Annotated in this window: 10 protein-coding genes and 1 pseudogene; 5 read left to right on the top strand and 6 right to left on the bottom strand. The window is 47.7% G+C overall.

Translation table 11 applies throughout. The features are described from left to right. The first annotated feature begins 52 nt into the window (after nt 1–52). The gene (gene nifJ, locus T411_RS0112010; RefSeq protein ID WP_000219878.1) at nt 53–3,292 is read left to right on the top strand and encodes a pyruvate:ferredoxin (flavodoxin) oxidoreductase; all 3,240 of its coding nucleotides are present in this window, start codon (nt 53–55) and stop codon (nt 3,290–3,292) included. A gap of 97 nt (nt 3,293–3,389) precedes the next feature. On the opposite strand, the gene T411_RS0112005 is transcribed toward nifJ, so the two are convergent. Next, nucleotides 3,390–5,252, bottom strand: coding sequence for a potassium transporter Kup (locus tag T411_RS0112005; RefSeq protein ID WP_000801195.1), 1,863 nt, complete (start codon nt 5,250–5,252; stop codon nt 3,390–3,392). Nucleotides 5,253–5,573: 321 nt separating this feature from the next. Here T411_RS0112005 and ylqF point away from each other — a divergent pair, with 321 nt between their 5' ends. Beyond that, the gene (gene ylqF, locus T411_RS0112000) at nt 5,574–6,518 is read left to right on the top strand and encodes a ribosome biogenesis GTPase YlqF (protein ID WP_000247909.1); all 945 of its coding nucleotides are present in this window, start codon (nt 5,574–5,576) and stop codon (nt 6,516–6,518) included. Nucleotides 6,519–6,607: 89 nt separating this feature from the next. On the opposite strand, the gene T411_RS0111995 is transcribed toward ylqF, so the two are convergent. Continuing rightward, the gene (locus tag T411_RS0111995; RefSeq protein ID WP_000610707.1) at nt 6,608–7,597 is read right to left on the bottom strand and encodes a CobW family GTP-binding protein; all 990 of its coding nucleotides are present in this window, start codon (nt 7,595–7,597) and stop codon (nt 6,608–6,610) included. A 466-nt stretch (nt 7,598–8,063) separates the two neighbouring features. Between T411_RS0111995 and clcA the strand changes: the two genes are divergently transcribed. The 3 genes and pseudogenes from clcA to cqsA all read left to right on the top strand — a co-directional run bounded on the left by clcA (nt 8,064) and on the right by cqsA (nt 11,944). Continuing rightward, complete coding sequence (gene clcA / locus T411_RS0111990; RefSeq protein ID WP_000107452.1) at nt 8,064–9,470, top strand: H(+)/Cl(-) exchange transporter ClcA; 1,407 nt, start codon at nt 8,064–8,066, stop codon at nt 9,468–9,470. A 146-nt stretch (nt 9,471–9,616) separates the two neighbouring features. Then, nucleotides 9,617–10,578, top strand: a pseudogene (locus tag T411_RS01000000119390) (TDT family transporter). A 196-nt stretch (nt 10,579–10,774) separates the two neighbouring features. Beyond that, entirely contained in the window at nt 10,775–11,944 is a 1,170-nt protein-coding gene (gene cqsA / locus T411_RS0111980) for an alpha-hydroxyketone-type quorum-sensing autoinducer synthase (RefSeq protein ID WP_001039913.1), read from the top strand. A gap of 102 nt (nt 11,945–12,046) precedes the next feature. Here cqsA and cqsS read toward each other — a convergent pair whose 3' ends face one another. From cqsS to cra, 4 genes are all read right to left on the bottom strand, one after another. Next, a complete protein-coding gene (gene cqsS / locus T411_RS0111975; protein ID WP_011929317.1) occupies nt 12,047–14,107 on the bottom strand; it encodes a quorum-sensing CAI-1 autoinducer sensor kinase/phosphatase CqsS in 2,061 nt (686 codons plus the stop codon). A 96-nt stretch (nt 14,108–14,203) separates the two neighbouring features. Beyond that, a complete protein-coding gene (locus T411_RS0111970; RefSeq protein ID WP_001247629.1) occupies nt 14,204–17,245 on the bottom strand; it encodes an AAA family ATPase in 3,042 nt (1,013 codons plus the stop codon). 1 nt (nt 17,246) lies between these two features. Further along, a complete protein-coding gene (locus T411_RS0111965) occupies nt 17,247–18,386 on the bottom strand; it encodes an exonuclease SbcCD subunit D (RefSeq protein ID WP_000670252.1) in 1,140 nt (379 codons plus the stop codon). Between the two features lie 53 nt (nt 18,387–18,439). After that, complete coding sequence (gene cra, locus T411_RS0111960) at nt 18,440–19,420, bottom strand: catabolite repressor/activator (protein WP_000171125.1); 981 nt, start codon at nt 19,418–19,420, stop codon at nt 18,440–18,442. Nucleotides 19,421–19,533: the final 113 nt, after the last annotated feature.

The following is a 19,533-nucleotide window of genomic DNA, read 5'->3' as shown; positions in this document are numbered from 1 at the left end:
ATACATCTTCCATCCTCCATCGCAAACGCTGCGATACCGACAGAGGTGAATTATGACTTGGATTACTGACGCAAATACGGCCGTTGCCCGCGTTGCTTATCAACTGAGTGAAGTGCTAGCCGTCTACCCTATTACACCGAGCACCAGCATGGCCGAAAGCTGTGAACAATGGGCAAGCCAGCAAAAGAGTAATCTGCTGGGTGATGTACCCAAACTTGTGGAAATGCAGTCGGAAGCAGGCAGTATTGCGGTTGTTCATGGCGCCGCCATGAGCGGTGCACTTGCCACTACCTTTACCTCATCGCAAGGTTTATTGCTCATGATCCCAAGCTTATACAAGCTTGCTGGTGAACTGACGCCTTGTGTCATTCATGTGGCGGCTCGGACTGTCGCTACTCATGCGTTATCCATTTACTGCGATCATTCGGACGTGATGGCCATCCGCCAAACGGGCGTTGCAATGCTCTGCGCCAGTAATGCGCAAGAGGCGCAAGATCTGGCCGCCATTGCCACTTTCAGTGCTTTACAATGCCGCTTACCGTTTGTGCATTTCTTTGATGGATTCCTCACCTCACACGCCATTACCCAGATTGAGCCGCTCTCCGAAGAGGCGTTATCTGCACTGCTACCCATGCCAGCGTTAGTTGATTTTCGTGCCCGAGCCTTAACGCCCGACCGGCCAACTCTACGCGGAGCCACTGCCGATCCCGACAGTTACTTTCAGTGTCGCGAGGCTCAAACACCATACCATCAAAGTACGCCTGAACAGGTGCAGAACATCATGAACTGTTTTGAAACACAGACCGGACGCCGCTACCAGTTGGTCGAGTATATCGGTCATCCGCAAGCACAATCTGTGATTGTCGCAATGGGATCTTCCGTCGACACCATCAAACCAGTCGTCCTTGCTGGCGTTCAACAAGGTGAGCGGATTGGCGTTATTCAGATCCGACTATATCGCCCTTTTCCAAGCCAAGCCTTACGGGATGCGCTTCCAGCCACGGTGACTCATATCAGCGTATTGGATCGCACCAAAGAGCCGGGCAGTCACGGCGAACCGCTTTATCTTGACGTTTTAAGTGCCTTGTATTCCCAGAGGGCAAACTCGATCCGACTCTCTCGCGGTCGCTATGGGTTATCAGGAAAAGCGTTTTACCCAGAAGATGTCGAAGCGATTTTCACCATGATGCAAGCTCCCGAGCAGGAGCAAATGCACGAGTTTGTGGTGGGTATTGAAGATGACGTAAGCCAACTTACTCTACCGAAAACGATTTCAGCGACGAGAGACAAGCCCTATCAAAGTGTTCTGATGTATGGCTATGGCGGCGATGGGAGTGTCAGTGCGGGAAAAAATCTGATTAAAACCCTAGGCCAAAACTGGCATGTACAGGGTCAGTTTGAATACGACTCCAAAAAATCTGCCAATGTCACCACGACACATATCCGTTTCAGTCAGCAACCGATCACTGCTCCCTATCCGGTTCGTCACGCTTGGTTGGTTTCGCTCAGCAATCTGAAACTTCTCCATGAGCGTGACATTGCCAGCAAGCTGATCGCCAATGGCTATCTGTTGCTCAACACCGCACTGACGGGGCAAGCACTGTGGGCCGCTTTACCGCCCGCATTGCAAAGTCGCCTTCAGGCTTTATCGGTTCAAGTGTCCACCATCGATGCCGATGGCTTGATTGAGCGCCATCAACTCGGCAATAAAACCAGTATTGTGATGCAAGCCGCGGCGGCTCGATTATTAAGCCAGCATACCGAACAGGCGTTATTGACCTCACTGGAAGCGAGTCTAACCGAACAGCTCAAACACCGTTCAGACCAGCAACTGACACAAAGCCTGCAATGCCTGAACCAAGCGTACCAGTCGGTGTGTGAGATGCCTTTTGCGATCCCAAGTGAAACAACGATGGCCATCCAGAGCCAGCCGAAGATTTGGGGCGCGAGCTTGGTTGAACAACTGCTGGCGGGGAAAGGCGATGCGCTACCTGTCTCGGCTTATCCGGCCGATGGAGTATGGCCTACCAATACTTCGCAGTTAGAAAAGCGCAATCTTGCTGAACAGCTGCCGGTTTGGGAAACCGATCTTTGCACTCAATGCGGTTACTGCGTCGCGATTTGCCCGCATTCGGCGATTCGTGCCCGCATTGTGAGCGAAACCCATCCCACCTTGAGTGAGTTAAAAAGCCTGCCTTATCGCTCAAGACAGCAACCCGATGCGCATTATGTACTGCAAGTGTCGCCGGATGACTGTACTGGCTGCCAGTTATGCACTCAGGTTTGCCCAGCAAAAGATCGACAAGAGCCAGAGCGTAAGGCATTGAATATGTTTGAGAAGAACCTCAGTTATCAGTCAGAGCAACAAAGATTCACTCATTTCCAAGCCTTGCCGAAGCAGTCGGCCTATCAGCAGCAGCGAATTGATGTCAAAACATTGCAGCACGTTGAGCCCTATTTTGAATACCCGAATGCCTGTGCAGGATGCGGAGAAACGCCTTATATCCGTATTTTGACTCAGTTATTCGGCGATCGATTGATGATTGCGAACGCGACAGGCTGCTCCTCAATTTTTGGCGGCAATCTACCCACGACGCCTTACAGTCAGGATAGTGATGGACGAGGCCCTGCTTGGGCCAACAGCCTATTTGAGGATAATGCCGAATTTGGCTTGGGCATGAATATGGCACTGGAAGCCTTACAATCGCGTGCGCAGCGTTTGCTAGGCGGATATACCCCGCAATCTCCGCTTCCCGATCTAAGATCGCAGATTGCTGAGCTGAAGCAGCGACTTCCTGCTCACTCGGAAGAGCAACTGCTGGCCGATTATTTAAGCGAAAAAATGGTGTGGATGATAGGAGGTGACGGCTGGGCTTATGACATCGGCTTTGGCGGACTCGATCATGTGATGCGCAGCGGACGTAACATCAATATTCTGGTTCTGGATACGCAGTGTTACTCCAATACTGGTGGACAAAAATCCAAGTCCACTCCGCAAGGACAAACCGCGAAATTGTGCAGTTTACCCAATCCAAGTCCAGCCAAAGATCTGGTTAAACTTTACCAAGATCTGCCCGGTGCGTTTGTAGCGAGAATAGCCTTGGGTGCCAACATCAATCAGACCATTAAAGCGCTGCAAGCTGCAGGTGAACATTCTGGTCCGTCATTGGTTGTCGCCTATTCGCCCTGCATCGAGCACCATTACGATTTGGCACACAGTGCGCAAGTTACAAAAGAGGTGGTGAAATCTGGCGCATGGCCGCTGTATGCGGGCGTCGCGCAACAAGATTAGCCTCGCTCCCCTAGCGAAAAACTAGGGGAGCCTTGTAAAGGCTAAACCTCAGAGCTAAAAAAACCGTTCAAGATTGAACGGTTTTTTCGTGCGAGCCTTACATCTCTCGGTACACACCCATCTCAATTAGGCGATCGGGAGGAATATTCAATCTTTCCGACGTTCTCAGCGCATGTTTGCTCATCTGAATAAAGAACCAGACTTTCAGGTCATGCCACATCCCCAGTTTTTGTACTTTCAATCGCTCTGAAGAGAGCAAAAAGAGCGTTTCATTGGGATGCAAATACAAGCCTTTTAGACCGCAGCAATGCATCACTTGCGCCATATCTGGCTCCTCTTGATAACCGATATGGATCACCACTTGCCAAAAACTGGCCGAGACCTGCTCTATCTCAGCTCTGCGACATGGGTGAACCCTTGGTACCGCTTCATATTGAAAGGTCATCAATACATTTCTTTCATGTAAGGTCTTGTTGTATTTGATATTGTGCAGCAGCGAGCGCGGCACATGATTCAACGAGCGAGACAGATAAACGGCGGTTCCTGCGGCACGTTGGAAAGACTCTTCCTCCAATGACTGAATCATCGCCGAAACCGAGAGCTCGTTACCGGCAATTTCCAGCAAGCGTTGGCGCTGCTGCTGCCAGATATACATGACGATAAACACCACGCATCCTAAAAGCAGAGGCAGCCAACCACCCTCCATCAATTTGGTTGAGGTCGACGCTAACAACAAAGTATCCATGCCAATAAACGCGATCCCAATCGTGACGACTCGCGGCCATCTCCACTGCCATTGATAACGCGCAACCAAAACCAACAGTAGCGAAGAGATCATCATGATCGCTGTGACCGCAATACCGTAGGCAGCCGCTAAGTTGGCGGATGAGCGAAAACGCAACATCACAAAAATCACGGCCACAAACAACAACATGTTCGCCGCGGGCACATAAATCTGCCCTTGTGAATGCTCTGAAGTATGCGCAATTTTCATCGGCGGCAAATAGCCATAGTTGATGGCCTGTCTCGCTAACGAAAAGATCCCAGAGATGACCGCTTGCGAAGCAATAACAGTGGCAAACGTCGCCAGCAAGATCAAAGGCCACAACCAAGCTTTAGGCGCAAGGCTAAAGAAAGTAGAACCTGTGGGCGCAGACAGGGTAAGCAGATACGCCCCTTGCCCAAAATAGTTGAGCAGCAAACTGGGCATCACCAGTGCAAACCACGCAATGCGGATCGGCTTAATCCCAAAGTGCCCCATATCGGCGTACAATGCTTCAACCCCAGTCACCGAAAGCACGACTAAGCCCAAAATAAACAGGGTGTGCTGTCCATGAAGCAAGACAAAATGCACCGCATACGCTGGGTTGAGTGCACGTAATACTTGGGGCGCGTGCCAAATTGCATGGGCACCGAGTAAAGCCAGCACTAAAAACCACAGCAACATCACTGGCGCGAAAAAGCGCCCGATACGCTCAGTTCCCATCGCTTGCACCGCAAACAGCGCCACAATAATCATCATGGCAATGGGCAGTACATAAGGAGCTAAGTCAGGTTGCGCCACCGCAATCCCTTCTACCGCAGAAAGTACTGACATGGCGGGCGTTATCACCGCTTCACCAAAGAAAAAGCCCGTCGCCAAAATCCCAAGTAACATGGCAATCCGCCGCCAAGGTTTGGGGGCATTTTGTTGAGCAATGGCGGATAAAGTCAGAATACCGCCTTCACCATTTTGATCGGCGCGTGTCACCAGCAAAAGATATTTAATGGAAACGATCAGGACAAATGCCCAAAACACCAAAGATAAAATCCCCAACACATTGTCAGGGTTAATCGCGAGTGGATGGTGACTGAAGAACACTTCTTTAAAAGCGTAAAGAGGACTGGTTCCAATATCGCCATAGACGATACCCATTGCCAGAAATGCCAAGCTGGCTGTCGTTTGTTTTGCAGGTTTCATGGTTCTTAAGCACCGCGGTGCTTCCTAAATCACAACTTCCAGCATACTAACTAGCCCGATTTAAAGAAGGTGTATAAAAGCGCCAGTCGGGTATAAAGAAAATATATAGAAATACCCGTTCCCACGCCCTCATCCACTGGTGCAATCCATGGTTCGGGCTGATGACGATTCCCGCATCCGGCGTAAAGTGTTAGCATTGGCGCATTCCAATGACCATAGCGTCAAGGAGTTGAGCGCGAGATGGCTCCTGCTGACTCCATGTTAAGCATCATTCTTATCTCTCAACTCATTTAAGACTGTATTAAAAGGCTAATTTTTCAAATGGTTAACAACTCAATCCAATGGTTTCCGGGGCACATGCACAAAGCACGCAAGGAAATCGAAGAAGCGATTCCGCAAGTCGATGTGATTATCGAAGTGCTTGATGCGCGTATTCCTTTCAGTAGCGAAAACCCGCTGATTTCGCATATCCGTGGTGAAAAACCTTGTGTGAAGGTACTGAATAAGCGCGATCTTGCGGATCCTGAGTTAACCGAGCTGTGGATTGCCCATCTTGAGCAAGAGAAAGGGGTGAAAGCGATGGCGATCACCACATCCAATCCGCAGGAAGTACACAAGATCCTCGAACTGTGCCGCAAGCTCGCTCCACAGCGTGAAGAGATCGGCAAAAACATTCGCACCATGATCATGGGCATTCCGAACGTAGGGAAATCAACCATTATCAATACCTTAGCGGGCCGCGCAATTGCTCAAACCGGAAACCAACCCGCAGTGACTCGTCGTCAACAGCGCATCAATCTGCAAAATGGGATTGTGCTCTCTGATACTCCGGGAATTTTGTGGCCAAAAGTGGAAAACCCTCATAGCGGTTTTCGTTTGGCGGCCACTGGCGCGGTGAAAGATACCGCGATGGAATACGATGAAGTGGCGTTTTACACCGTCGAGTATCTGGCTAAGCACTACCCAGAAAGATTGAAAGAGCGTTACCAAATCGATGAACTTCCAGAAACCGATGTTGAATTGATGGAAGAGATCGGTCGTAAGCGTGGTGCGCTACGTGCAGGTGCGCGAGTGGATCTGCATAAAGCCTCTGAAATCCTACTGCATGAGCTGCGTCAAGGTGTACTTGGACAAATCACCTTGGAGCGCCCAGAAATGATCACCGAAGAGTTACAACAAGTTGAAATTGATGAAGCGCTGAAAGCCGAAGAGAAAGCCAAACGTAAAGAAGAGCGCCGTAAGCGTTATCTGCGTAACAAACGTTAATCATTCCGCGCATAACAGAAAGGCGAGTATGACTCGCCTTTTTCACAAATCTTTTTCGTAAATCTTTTTCGCAAAGAAAGGCCTGTGATTTACGCCTGTGGAATACCTGCAATCTTGAGCAGTATTCTTTCTAACTCGCTCCAAGGCATCAGTTGTGAATCAATCACTTCTAAGCGCGATTCAAAACCGTCTAAGCTCATTTCAGTCACAGAAACCACGCCATTCGCCACGTTGAAAGCGTAGCAACCGCGATCGGTATTCAGCACCCCTTTCACTCGCTCGGCGGTTAAATCATTCAGCAGTTGAAACAACAGATCGAAGTTAAACTGATACTCCGCACCAAACAGCCAGCCACAACTAAAATAGCCTTGGCCGCGATTTTCTTTGCGCAAAAATGGCTGTTGAGGTGCAAGCTGAAATTGCGGCTCATCGGCAGCATGGTGGTGATGATGGGAGTCAATATGAGTGGATGCATGACCGACCAAACGCGGCATATCCAGTAACTCTATAGGGAATTGCCCTTGCTTGATGAGCTGACTAAAGGTTTTGGCCGGCGTTTGGTCCGTAATCCAATCATTAAAGGCATCAATGTCACTACTGCTGCACTGATCGACTTTGTTCCCCAAAACAATATCCGCGCTCGCCAGTTGGTCGTTGAAATTTTGGTTACTGCGGTATTTATCCATGCTCAAGTGGCGTGGATCCATCAACGCAATCGTGGCTTTTAAGTCCACATAAGGCTGATACTGCTCAGAAATTAACGTGGCGACCACTTGCTTAGGATGCCCTAATCCTGTGGGTTCGATGATTAAACGATCGGGCTTTTGACGCAACAAGGCGTTAATGCCAACGGACATTGGAACCCCAGCCGTGCAGCACAGACATCCCCCCGGTACTTCTTTGATCATCGCACCCTGCTCGCTCATGATGGCACCATCAATACCAATCTCGCCGAACTCATTAACGAGCACAGCCCATTTTTCATGCGCAGGTTTCGTGGCTAGCAGGTGCAAAATCGCGGTGGTTTTTCCAACGCCCAGAAAACCCGTAATAATATTGGTCGGAACTCGATTAATCATGCTGATTCTCCTTTTGGCCGAAGTATATCCAAAAGCTTTTAAAGAAGCAGTTTCAAATTTCGTGGACAGCATAAAAGCTTAAATGCAAAAGGCGCACTGTAGAGCGCGCCTTTTTCCTCGTAGACTCAATCGTGAGTTTTTGCGAATTCGCTTGGCTATATATGCAAGCGTCTCTTAGCCGAGGTACTGATATGAACGTTTTGATTCCATCCAAATTGTCTGTAAGGTTCCATATCCTCCATCAGAAATGTTCTCACTAACCTTACGCTTTAACTATGGTACATAACGCTGGATTTTCCAGAAAAGTTACTCATTTTTTGGTGTAGATCTCAATTTTTTCAGAATGATCCATCAAATCAATCATATATGTAAATCAATATTTCAACTTTGTCGCTATAGTTGAACCTTATGCAGCGTATAATTCCGGCACATCTTTTCCCCCAATTCATCAATAGGTGTCATTCGTATGTCAACAAGAGAGACGTTTAAGATCAGTTTGCTGGCCAAAATGCCTAAAGATGTGATTAACCAATTTCTCTCAAAAGATAAGACGCCTTTCTCAGTTTTGTTTTTATCATTGCTGGTTGGTATTTTGGCTGGCTTGGTCGGCACCTATTTTGAACAGGCGGTACATCTAGTCTCAGAAACTCGTACCGATTGGCTAAAAAGTGAAATTGGCAGCTTTTTACCACTCTGGTTGGCTGCGTTTCTGATCAGCGCATTTCTCGCTTTCATCGGCTATTTTCTTGTCCACCGCTTTGCTCCTGAAGCTGCGGGATCTGGTATTCCAGAAATTGAAGGCGCGATGGATGGCATGCGCCCCGTGCGTTGGTGGCGAGTATTGCCCGTGAAATTTTTTGGCGGCATGGGCGCGTTGGGCTCAGGTATGGTGCTCGGCCGCGAAGGTCCTACAGTACAAATGGGCGGCGCCGTTGGGCGGATGATCTCCGATATTTTCCGTGTCAAAAATGAAGATACGCGCCACTCATTGCTGGCTGCGGGTGCGGCAGGAGGTCTTGCTGCCGCATTTAACGCGCCTCTTGCTGGCATTATGTTTGTGATCGAAGAGATGCGACCGCAATTTCGCTATACCCTGATCTCGGTACGTGCGGTGATCATCTCTGCAGTAGCGGCCAACATTGTGTTTCGCGTGATCAACGGACAAGATGCGGTGATCACGATGCCACAATACGATGCGCCGGAATTGTCGACGCTAGGGTTATTCTTACTTCTTGGTGCCCTATTTGGCGTATTTGGCGTGCTGTTTAACTATTTAATTACCCTTGCCCAAGATCTGTTCGTTAAATTTCATCGCAATGACCGTAAACGCTATCTATTAACGGGTTCAATGATCGGTGGCTGTTTCGGGTTATTGCTGCTCTATGTGCCTGAGTTAACGGGTGGCGGTATCAGCTTAATTCCCACTATCACGAATGGCGGCTACGGAGCGGGTATTTTATTGCTGCTGTTTGTTGGCCGAATTTTTACCACTTTACTTTGCTTTGGCTCAGGTGCGCCCGGGGGGATTTTTGCTCCTATGCTCGCACTAGGTACCCTGTTTGGTTATGCCTTCGGCTTGATCGCTAAAGTGTGGTTCCCAGAACTGAATATTGAACCTGGGATGTTTGCGATTGCTGGTATGGGTGCGTTATTCGCCGCAACCGTGCGGGCACCTATCACGGGTATTTTATTGGTGATCGAAATGACCAATAACTATCACCTGATCCTGCCACTGATTATTACCAGCTTAGGCGCGGTGATTTTTGCCCAGTTACTGGGTGGCCAACCCATCTATAGCCAGCTATTACATCGCACTCTGAAAAACCAAAAATTACAGCAACAAGATTTACCACCGCAGAGCCCCAACTCATAAAAGTCAATTTGCCTAAAGTAAAGGGAACCCAGATAATAGCCGCTCGCAAAACAAGCGGCTTTTTATCATTTTAAAATCAGGATTTTTATACCTAAACGACTTGGCGTTGCGGCATCAAGTCGGAAGGGGATACTAAGGAGTAGCAATTGAATTGGCATAGATTTACCCAAGTACAGAACGTGCCCCCTTCACAAGCCGCATTAGCGTTAGGCATGATTGGGCTCGGCCATGCTTGGGTGCTCTATTATCCTGCCGTTGGCATGGTGATTCGCCCCTACTTAGCATTCAGCGGAGCCTTGTTACTACTCCCTGTACTGCTCAAATATCTTCATTGGCGTACTTTCATTAATGATCTTCGGCACCCCGTATCAGGGAGTTTAATGGCTCCGATGAGTATGGCTTTACTCATCCTTGCGACTATCTCGCGATTCTATCTCCTTTCATTGCCTATCCCATCTGGGCGGCAGCCTTATTATTGCATTTAACCATGATGACGCTGTTCTTCTATTTTCAGTTGCGTCAATTCAAGCTCGCAAACATTGTGCCTAGCTGGTTTTTGTATCCCGTCGGCGTCATCAGCAGTTCACTTGCAGGCACCCAATTTGGACACACCCTGTTTTCGGAAACCATGGTTAACGTCTGTATCGCTATCTATTTCGTCATGTTGCCGCTCGTACTTTATCGGTTGGTGTTTGCGGGTACATTACCGAAAAGAGCTCGCCCCACACTGGCGATTATGGCCGCACCCATTAACCTGACCTTAGCCACTTATCTGGTCAATTTTGCGCAGCCCGACCCGATTCTGACAGGGGCTTTAGCGGGCATTGCCATAACCATGACTTTACTCATCTACCTCTGTTACCTGCGTTTACTGCGACTACAATTTCAGCCCTCCATCGCGGCAGTCACTTTCCCATCGGTCATCAGTGCGGTTGCCATGCAACGATTGACCGAGTTTTTCGCTACCGATCATCCACACTGGTATTGGCTACACTATTTCGGCTTTTTAGAGGTCACGATTGCTACTTTGTTAGTTGCCTGGGTCTCTTGGAGATATATCAAAATGTATTGGCCTGAATTATTTAAGAATCGCTCAGTAAACTCCTAAATTATTTTTAATATCAGAATATTCTTCGGGGTAGAGTCCCTACCCCTAATGATTTTTCCTCCCCTCACCATCGAGAATTATTAATTATTCTAAGTTGCTAATAAAAATAATTTTTCCCAGATGACAGACGTTTTTAATCACGCAATATATCACTCGTCAGCTGGCGTTAAATTTTTTATAACTAGGATATATTGCGATGAACAAGCCTCAACTTCCTGATTTTATTCAGAACAAGATAGATCACTATATTGAAAATTATTTTGATATAAACAAAAACGGTAAACACCTTGTATTGGGTAAACAAGCCAGCCCTGATGACATTATTTTGCAAAGTAATGATTATCTCGCATTGGCCAATCATCCGTTGATCAAAGCTCGTTTGGCGAAGTCATTACTGGAAGAACAACAAAGCTTATTTATGTCAGCCTCATTTCTACAAAATGACTATGACAAACCCATGATTGAGAAACGTCTGGCTAAGTTCACAGGCTTTGATGAATGTCTATTATCTCAATCTGGTTGGAATGCAAACGTCGGTTTATTACAAACCATCTGCCAGCCCAATACGAATGTTTACATTGATTTTTTCGCGCACATGTCGTTATGGGAAGGGGCGCGCTACGCCAATGCTCAGGCGCATCCTTTTATGCATAATAACTGTGACCATTTACGTATGCTGATTCAACGTCATGGTCCTGGGATCATTGTCGTAGACTCGATTTACAGCACTTTAGGTACGATTGCACCGCTAGCGGAACTGGTCAATATCAGCAAAGAGTTTGGCTGCGCCTTATTAGTCGATGAATCCCACTCTTTGGGCACACATGGCCCTAATGGTGCAGGTTTATTGGCAGAATTAGGCCTCACTCGTGAAGTGCATTTTATGACCGCAAGTTTGGCCAAAACCTTTGCTTATCGCGCAGGAGCCATTTGGTGTAACAATGAAGTGAATCGCTGCGTTCCTTTTATTAGTTATCCAGCTATTTTTAGTTCTACTTTGCTGCCTTATGAAGCGGCAGGATTAGAAACGACTTTAGAGATTATTGAATCTGCGGATAATCGTCGTCAGCATTTAGATCGTATGGCAAGAAAATTACGCATAGGATTATCCCAGCTGGGATTAACCATTCGCAGTGAAAGCCAAATTATTGGTCTAGAAACAGGAGATGAACGAAATACCGAAAAAGTTCGGGATTATTTAGAAAGTAATGGAGTATTTGGCTCAGTATTCTGCCGCCCGGCAACTTCAAAGAATAAAAACATTATTCGCTTATCACTCAATAGTGATGTGACCGATGAGCAAATCGCCAAAATAATTGAGGTTTGCTCTGATGCGGTCAACTGCGGTGATTTTTATTTTCGTTAAATGCATAAATAACAAAAACTGCTAAACGTTATTCCTAAAGAATTTAACGTTTCCTTGCATAAGCCGTGGGAGAACTCGTTCTCCCACTTTTCTCTAAAATAGCTACACCCAAGCTGCCACTTTATTTAGCAATACATCACGGTCAGCAGGCTTCACAATGAAATCATTCATGCCGGAGGTTTGTACCAGAGCCAAGGTTTTGGGGCTGTTATCACCGGTGTAACCAATGATCGGAATATTTTTATATTCATGCTCAGAGTCGCGAATTAAACGCGTCGCTTCTAATCCCCCGACATTCGGCATTTCAATGTCCATCAACACTAAATCGATGTTTTGACTCTCCATATGCTTGAGCACTTCACTACCATCGTTGGCTTGCACCACTTCATAACCTTGTTGCTCAAGCAAAATAGCCGTAAAAGTTCGGATCGATTGATTATCATCAACCACCAAAATACGTCGTTCATGCCGACTCTTTTGCAAGGGGATCACGTTACGATTCATCGATAAGGATTCTTGCTCAAACAACAAGCGTTCGATGATTTTCCGCGGCTTTCTGAGAATAGAATGAATACTGATCGGTTGGATGCGCAGATAGCGGTTAATGTTTACTGCGTACGTTTTGCCCGGATCATACACATAGCCGATACAGCCTTCTGCAAAACTCAATGTCCCTTCAAGTTTCGGCAGTAGTTCTCCCTGCGCCGTAGCGTCATCAAGGTCGAGCAAAATAAGGTCGAACTCAAACTCATAATCTTGGCGTCTTACTGCTTGCTGCGCAGAAATAGCGGTAAAACCAAACTCATCTTCTACTGCGAGCTGATTTAACTCTCGAACGATAGCTTGATTTGAGCCGATATAAATGAGCGATTTGGTTTTCAGCAGTTCTGTTTTTATCTCGTTAACCGTATCGGAATCGTAACGAGGAAAGCTCAATACGAATTCTGTCCATTGACCTTGTTGAGACGCACAGCGAATCGTCCCCCCAAATGCGGACATCACTTTGCGGCAAAATGGCAATCCTAGCCCATAGCTGCCATTTTTACCGAAGGTATAGAAATCACGGAAAATGTCTTCCAACATCTCTGGCGCAATCCCCACGCCGTTATCACGGACTCGAATAAGGTTCTGCTCACGGGTTTGTTCAATGGAAATACGAACCGAGAAATGCTCTTTTTGATAATAGAAGGCATTTTTCAACAGGTTAAATAGCGCATAAGTCAGTAGAGTATCACTGCCAAAAAAGTCAAACGGCTGATGCACTTCAAGCTCTACCGAGTGCTGGTCCGCTGCATTTTTATACGGAAAAGTTTTCACCGCTTTTTCAATCACATCCACTACGGTGTGTTTTTTAAAACTCGCCGGAGAGACGCGGTTTTCATCAATCGAGGTGAGCAGCAAATCAATCGCGTTATTGCCAGAGTAGATGACATCATCAGCTTCATTCAAAATTTGATGCAGCAGATCCAGCTCTTGCGCATCCAAGGAATAATCCGTATGAGCTGCAGTTTGCGGTTTAGGGATCATGGTTCGCACAACATCAATCGACGTTTTCAAAGCGCTGAGTGGATTACGCATTTCATGGGCAATCCCCGCTCCGAACGTTTTGGCAATCGACACTTTGGTCTCATGAGAGATTTGGTTACGGAAAAAACATAAATTCCCAAATACATAAGTAAACAAAAAGATCGGTATGTATTGCCATTCAATCAAAGTGGTCGGGTGAAAATCCGTCAAACCATATACCGCAAGATAGGCCACCAACACGGAGAAAAGTGCTTGTAACGCCATTACTCTCGTATCGTGCACTAAGAGAATATGCAGAAAAATGGACGCCATAAACGACATGGCCCAAATTGTCGACCAGTCATTCATTAACATCATAAAAGCGAAGAAAAAGGGTAAGCAGAAGCCTATGGTGAATAGAAAATAGCCCGGCATATACCGCTGCCATTTCTTAGGCATCGAATCACGAAACACCAGCCCACCAAACAGCACCGCTGCCGCACAGCGCAGCCCTAAATTTTCGTATGGTTGCGGAAACCAATATTCCCAGATGAAGTAGTAGGCAGGAAAGCCAAGCATGCCCATCCATCCGACTAAGGACAGATTAGGTTCTGCGTATTGATACACTCTCTTTATTACATCCATGCTCACTATCACTACCGTTGCATTCTCTTGCTAATCATCAACATGCACATACTTTACCGTTTCGCTAGCTAGAGGTCAGTGATAACCATCAAACCCCTATCTTTTATCTTATGTGATTAAACGCAGCGTGCTACCCATTCTTGTCGCCAACACATCCAATCTTAGACCGATCTGCTCTTTCAGCTCGGTAACATGAGAGATGATCCCTATCGTTCGACCACCTTGCTGAAGATCGATTAGGGTTTGGATCGCTAAATCTAAAGATTCCGGATCCAAACTACCAAAACCTTCATCAATAAACAGAGTATCAAGACGGATACCACCACTGTAAGCCTGAACCACATCGGATAAACCAAGCGCAAGCGATAAGGCGGCCATGAACGATTCACCACCGGACAAGGTTGCCACATCACGCCATTTACCGCTGTAGCTATCTTCGACCATCAAATCCAGCCCTGAGCCTACATTACCTTTAGCGCGTTCCTCTTTACGTTTGAGTAAATAGCGGCCTCGGCTCATTTTCATCAGTCGTTGAGAAGCTTGTAACAAGACATCATCCAGCAAAACACCAAGCACAAAGCGATGTAAGCTGACTTTAGCGCCCGTTTTGCCATTCGCAATATCACTTAAGGTACCCACGACCTGATATTCGGCTTCTAATGCACGATTTTTCTGGTAAAGATCCGCCAGTTGCTTGGCGACACGTTGCAATCCATCCATCCGCGATTGATGTTGCGTAAACGCCTGCAACGCCAGTTCCATTTTTTCTTCAGCTTGAGTTACTTTGACAAGAAGTGGTTCCAGCTCTGGGCGATTTTTCTCTGCTAATTTACGTGATAAGGCTTGCTGTTCGCCACTGAGCATCGCACTGCGCTCTTCATACTGGGCGATTTGGCGCTCGATATTGCCGATAGCCTCATCGGTTAAACGAGCGGCAAGATAGGCGGACTCATCGTTAAATCCAGAATGGAGTAACCCTTGCTGCCATGCGCTTGTGGTTTCCTCCTGCTGACGCTGAGACTCACGGTGCGCTTCAATCGCCGCCTGATGAGCGGCCTGCACACTGGCAAACTGCTTTTGCGCCTGCACCCACTGTTCACGAGCCGTATGTTCCGCTTTTTGTAAGATTTCTATTTGGTTCTGCACACGCCCGATCGCGCTTCGTAAAGTATCAAGATTGGACAGCTCCGGCGGGATTTCTTGGCGCAAACTTGCCAATTCCGCCTGTAACTGAGCCAAAGTCTGCCAAGCTTGTTGCTGGTTTTGATTCTGTTTTTCGAGCGTCATTTTGGTGTGCGCTAACCGCTGCTCCCCCTCTTCAATCTGCCGTTTCAGCAAATCAGGATTAAGCTGTTGTAGCGCAGCAATATCACTGTGCAGTATTTGTTGCTGTTCAATGAGCTCGTTCAATAACGCCACTTGCTGCAAAGTTAGCTCACTCGATAAAGTCGTGAGATTTTGCGCTATCTGCTCGGTTTTAAACCCTTGTTGCTGCCAAGCATGGAATGCCTCTTGCTGACGCTGCACCCAATCTTGTTGCTGCTGTCTGGCTTTTTCAACCTGAACCTTGGTGACAACGTCACCCGAATATTGCGCTTTATTGGGATGCTCTAAACTGCCGCATACCGGACAAGGTTCATTTTGTGTGAGTGCAAGAGCAAGCTCCGCAGCCCTCTGGGTATGCCATGCAAACTCCAGTTTATCCGCGGTCAGTTTCGCTTGTTCGGCCTGAGTTTGGATGTGCCGATGTTGCTGCTCAAAGCGCAATAAAGCTTGTTGAGCAGTTTGTAATTCATTGAGTAGGGATTGTTCTCGCTCGCGAGCCTGAACTTGCTGCACCAACTGATTCATTCGCGCTTTTTGAACTTCTAAGCGCGTTAATTGGCGCTGTTGCTGTTCCCATTCGAGTCGTTGGTTTTGTAGCTCTTGCTCTAGCTTTTCGCTCGCATGCTGCAAATTAAGCGCATTTTGTGTCGCCAGTTGCAGTTCACGCTCAGCCTTGGCCACCGCTTGCTGAACATTTTCTTGTGCCAGCAATTTTTGCTCAGCACGCTGCCACGTGATGCGTTGCTCGTTTAATTTTGGTACTTCTTCACAGGCTAAACTGGCTTGCTGACTGACCTGTTGAGCCTGTTGCTGCTGAGCTTTCGCCTGTTGCAACAGAGTCTGCTGCTGCTCAACCTTAAGCTTAGCTTGCAGTAGGTTTTTTTGAGCTTGGTGCCACTGTTGATGGACGGCGGTTAAACGCGCTGCTTTTTGGGCTTGCTGGCGTTGCTGGCGCAGCATTTCGATGTGCGAAGCCTGCTCTTGGTGAGTGGCGATTTCTACCACCAATTGCTGCTTGCGGATAAATTGTTGTTCTAACTCAAGCGCAGCTTGATAGTGCGCTTTTGTTTCATCCCACTGCTGTTGCTCAGCTTTGAGTTGTGATTGCGCATGGGTTAATACTGGGGCCAGTTCGGTCAACTCGGTTTGTAACTGCTCTTCACTTTCCAGTCCGACGACACTTAACGTACCTTTGATCTGCTGATCAAACTCTTCTTTCTCTTTACGAATACCCGCGGCGCGCTCAAACAGCGCCCGTTCAATTTGGCTGTAGAGCTGGGTTTGAAAGAGCTGACCAAAAATCTGCTCACGCTCTTTTGAATTGGCGGTTAAAAGCTCACGAAACTTGCCTTGAGGCAACACCATGACTTGGCGAAATTGCTTAACATCAAGTCCCATCAATTCGATCACCGCCTTCGCGACAGGATTGGGCTTGTTGGCAATCAGCTCGTTTCCATCCGCTTTCAGTGCAACCAAAGTAGCGGAATGGGATTTCTTCGTCATCCCTTCACCCCGTTTTTTCGGGATCTCTTGATCGGGCTGACGGGTGATTTGATAACGCGCCCCGGCCAGCTCAAACTCAAAACTGACTTCGGTGAGAGACTCAGGATCCGCATAATCGCAGCGCATTTGGTCGCCAGTACGCTCACTGCCCGTGGTTTCGCCATACAAGGCGTAGCAAATCGCATCCAGAATCGAGCTTTTTCCGGCTCCCGTTGCCCCATTGATCAAAAACAGTGGAGCATCACCCAACTTCGTAAAGTCAATCTCTTCTCGTCCAACAAAAGGGCCGAAAGCTTGGAGGATAAGTTTTAACGGACGCATGTTACATGCCCTCCGCTTTCAGGCGCGCAATCACCTCGATCACCACTTTCTCTTGCTGCTCACTCAGAGGTTCACGTTTCGCCTCAAGGAAAAAATCACGAAACATATCCAATTCCCCTCGCGCCAATCGTGCCTTGCCCATCTCTTGATCCACACCAATCAACATGCCCGGCTTTTCAAGATGCAGCACATTGGGATAAACCTGACGCAGCTTTTCCATCGGGTCGAGAATGGCATGCTTATCCAGAAGACGCACTAGCAGGTAATCGTCTGCCTGCGGGTCGGTGGCTCCCGCCGCAAGAATCGCCTCCAACTCTCCCTCGATAATGCGCATTTGATGAGGCGCGGTGAGAGGAATATGCGTTGCGCTGATAAAACCTTGCTGACCCAGCTCTACCAAGGTAGCGCCTTTGTTTTGGTGCTGCTCACCGAAGCTGTATTTCATCAATGAGCCAGAGTAGCGAATGTGTTCCGCGCCTTTCATTTGCGGCTGGTGTAAATGCCCAAGCGCGACGTAGTCAAAAGGCAAAAAATGGCGATGGTCAACACGATCTGATCCACCAATCGATAATGGCCGCTCAGATTCCGACTCCATCGCGCCATCGACAAAACAGTGGCTGATTAATACGTGACGTTGTGACGGATTGCACTGAGCAAGAATACTCTCGCACAAAAATTGGTGTGCAGCGTCATGCGTGGTGATGTCATTCTGATAGTAATGGCGCACTACCTCAGGGTCGTGATAAGGCATTCCCCAGAAGGCGACCTCGCCCGCTTGTGGTGAATGCAGCACAAGTGGCTGCATCATCTGTGCAAAATCAGCAAAGATATGTAAGCCCGAATTTTTCATCTGCTTCGCGGCAAATCCTAAACGCTTCGCACCATCGTGATTGCCCGGGATCATCAATAAAGGGGTATTCAACTCGCCACAGATCACGCTGACCACTTCATCCAATAAATCAATCGCCGCCGTGGGTGGAATCGACCGATCATAAATATCACCGGCGACAATCACGGCATCCACCGGATTGTCGCGCAGAAAGCCGATCAGTTGTGCGAGAACGGCGCTTTGATCATCTAATAATGAGACTTGATGAAATTGGCGACCAAGATGCCAATCCGAAGTATGTAGAAACTTCATGCCTTGCCTGTGGGAGGAAACGAAAACTGGCGCATATCATACCTTTATTTTGTTTAAGTGCGCACCTTTAACTGACGTGGAATGAGCTCGATCCCCGTTTGATAACGTTTCGCCGACGCGTTCAGCGCCAAGGCTAATGCGCTATCGGCAATCAATTCAAATTGCTGAGGCAGAGAATTCACTCGGATGGGTAAAAAGTCGAGTAAGCGGTTATCACCAAAGGTCGCTAAGCGAACTTTTTGCATCAATTCTGGCTGCTCAAGCAAAACATCAAGAATGCCTTCAAGGAGCGTATAGGATGTTGCCACTACCGCATCAGGCAACTGATCATTCGCCACCCATTTGGCAAATACTTTACGCCCCTCTTCACGGTTAAAATGCTCACCATAACCTAGAGTGGTTGGTAAACCGCGCTGCTTAACCGCCATGGCAAACCCTTGTTCACGTTCACGCGACACATTCAGTTCGGGCAGAGCGCCAACCAAACCGACGCTGTGCACATCCTGAGTAAGCACGGAACGCGTTAACTCAAATGCCGCGCCAAAGTCTTCACTGATCACGCAGGAGAAATACTCATCATCCAAGGCACGGTCAATCGCAATCACAGGCGTTCCGGATTGTTGCAGCTTGAGGTAATACTCGCTGGCACTCGGAATTCCACTCGCCACAAACAGAGCGTCGATTCGGCGAGAGACTAAGGCTTCAGCCGCTGCCATTTCAATTTGTGGATCATCATCCGAACAAGCGATCAAAATTTGGTAGCCGGCTTGCCGCGAGTTTTGTTCAAGTAATTTTGCCAAACGCGCATAACTGGTGTTTTCCAGATCCGGAATGATTAAACCAAACGAGCGGCTATTGCCTGCACGCAATGCCGATGCGGCATGATCCGGCCGGAAATTATACTGCTCCACCACAGCCATCACTTTGTGCTGCGTTTTCTCACTGATCCGATACTTCTGCGCCTTGCCGTTGATCACATAACTGGCGGTGGTTTTCGATACACCAGCTAATTTCGCGATTTCATCCAGTGTCATAAGGGGGTCTCGTTTTATGTGCGTCTGATCATAGAACGCGATTTTTGATCCTAGCCTGGTGTTGAATTATACGCTGAATCGATTCAGTATTAAAGCTGAAAGGATTCAGCAAA

Origin of the sequence: Vibrio cholerae ATCC 14035, from assembly GCF_000621645.1 — a bacterium.
Classification (GTDB): Bacteria; Pseudomonadota; Gammaproteobacteria; order Enterobacterales; family Vibrionaceae; genus Vibrio; species Vibrio cholerae.
This window is presented reverse-complemented; position numbering and strand designations above follow the sequence as displayed.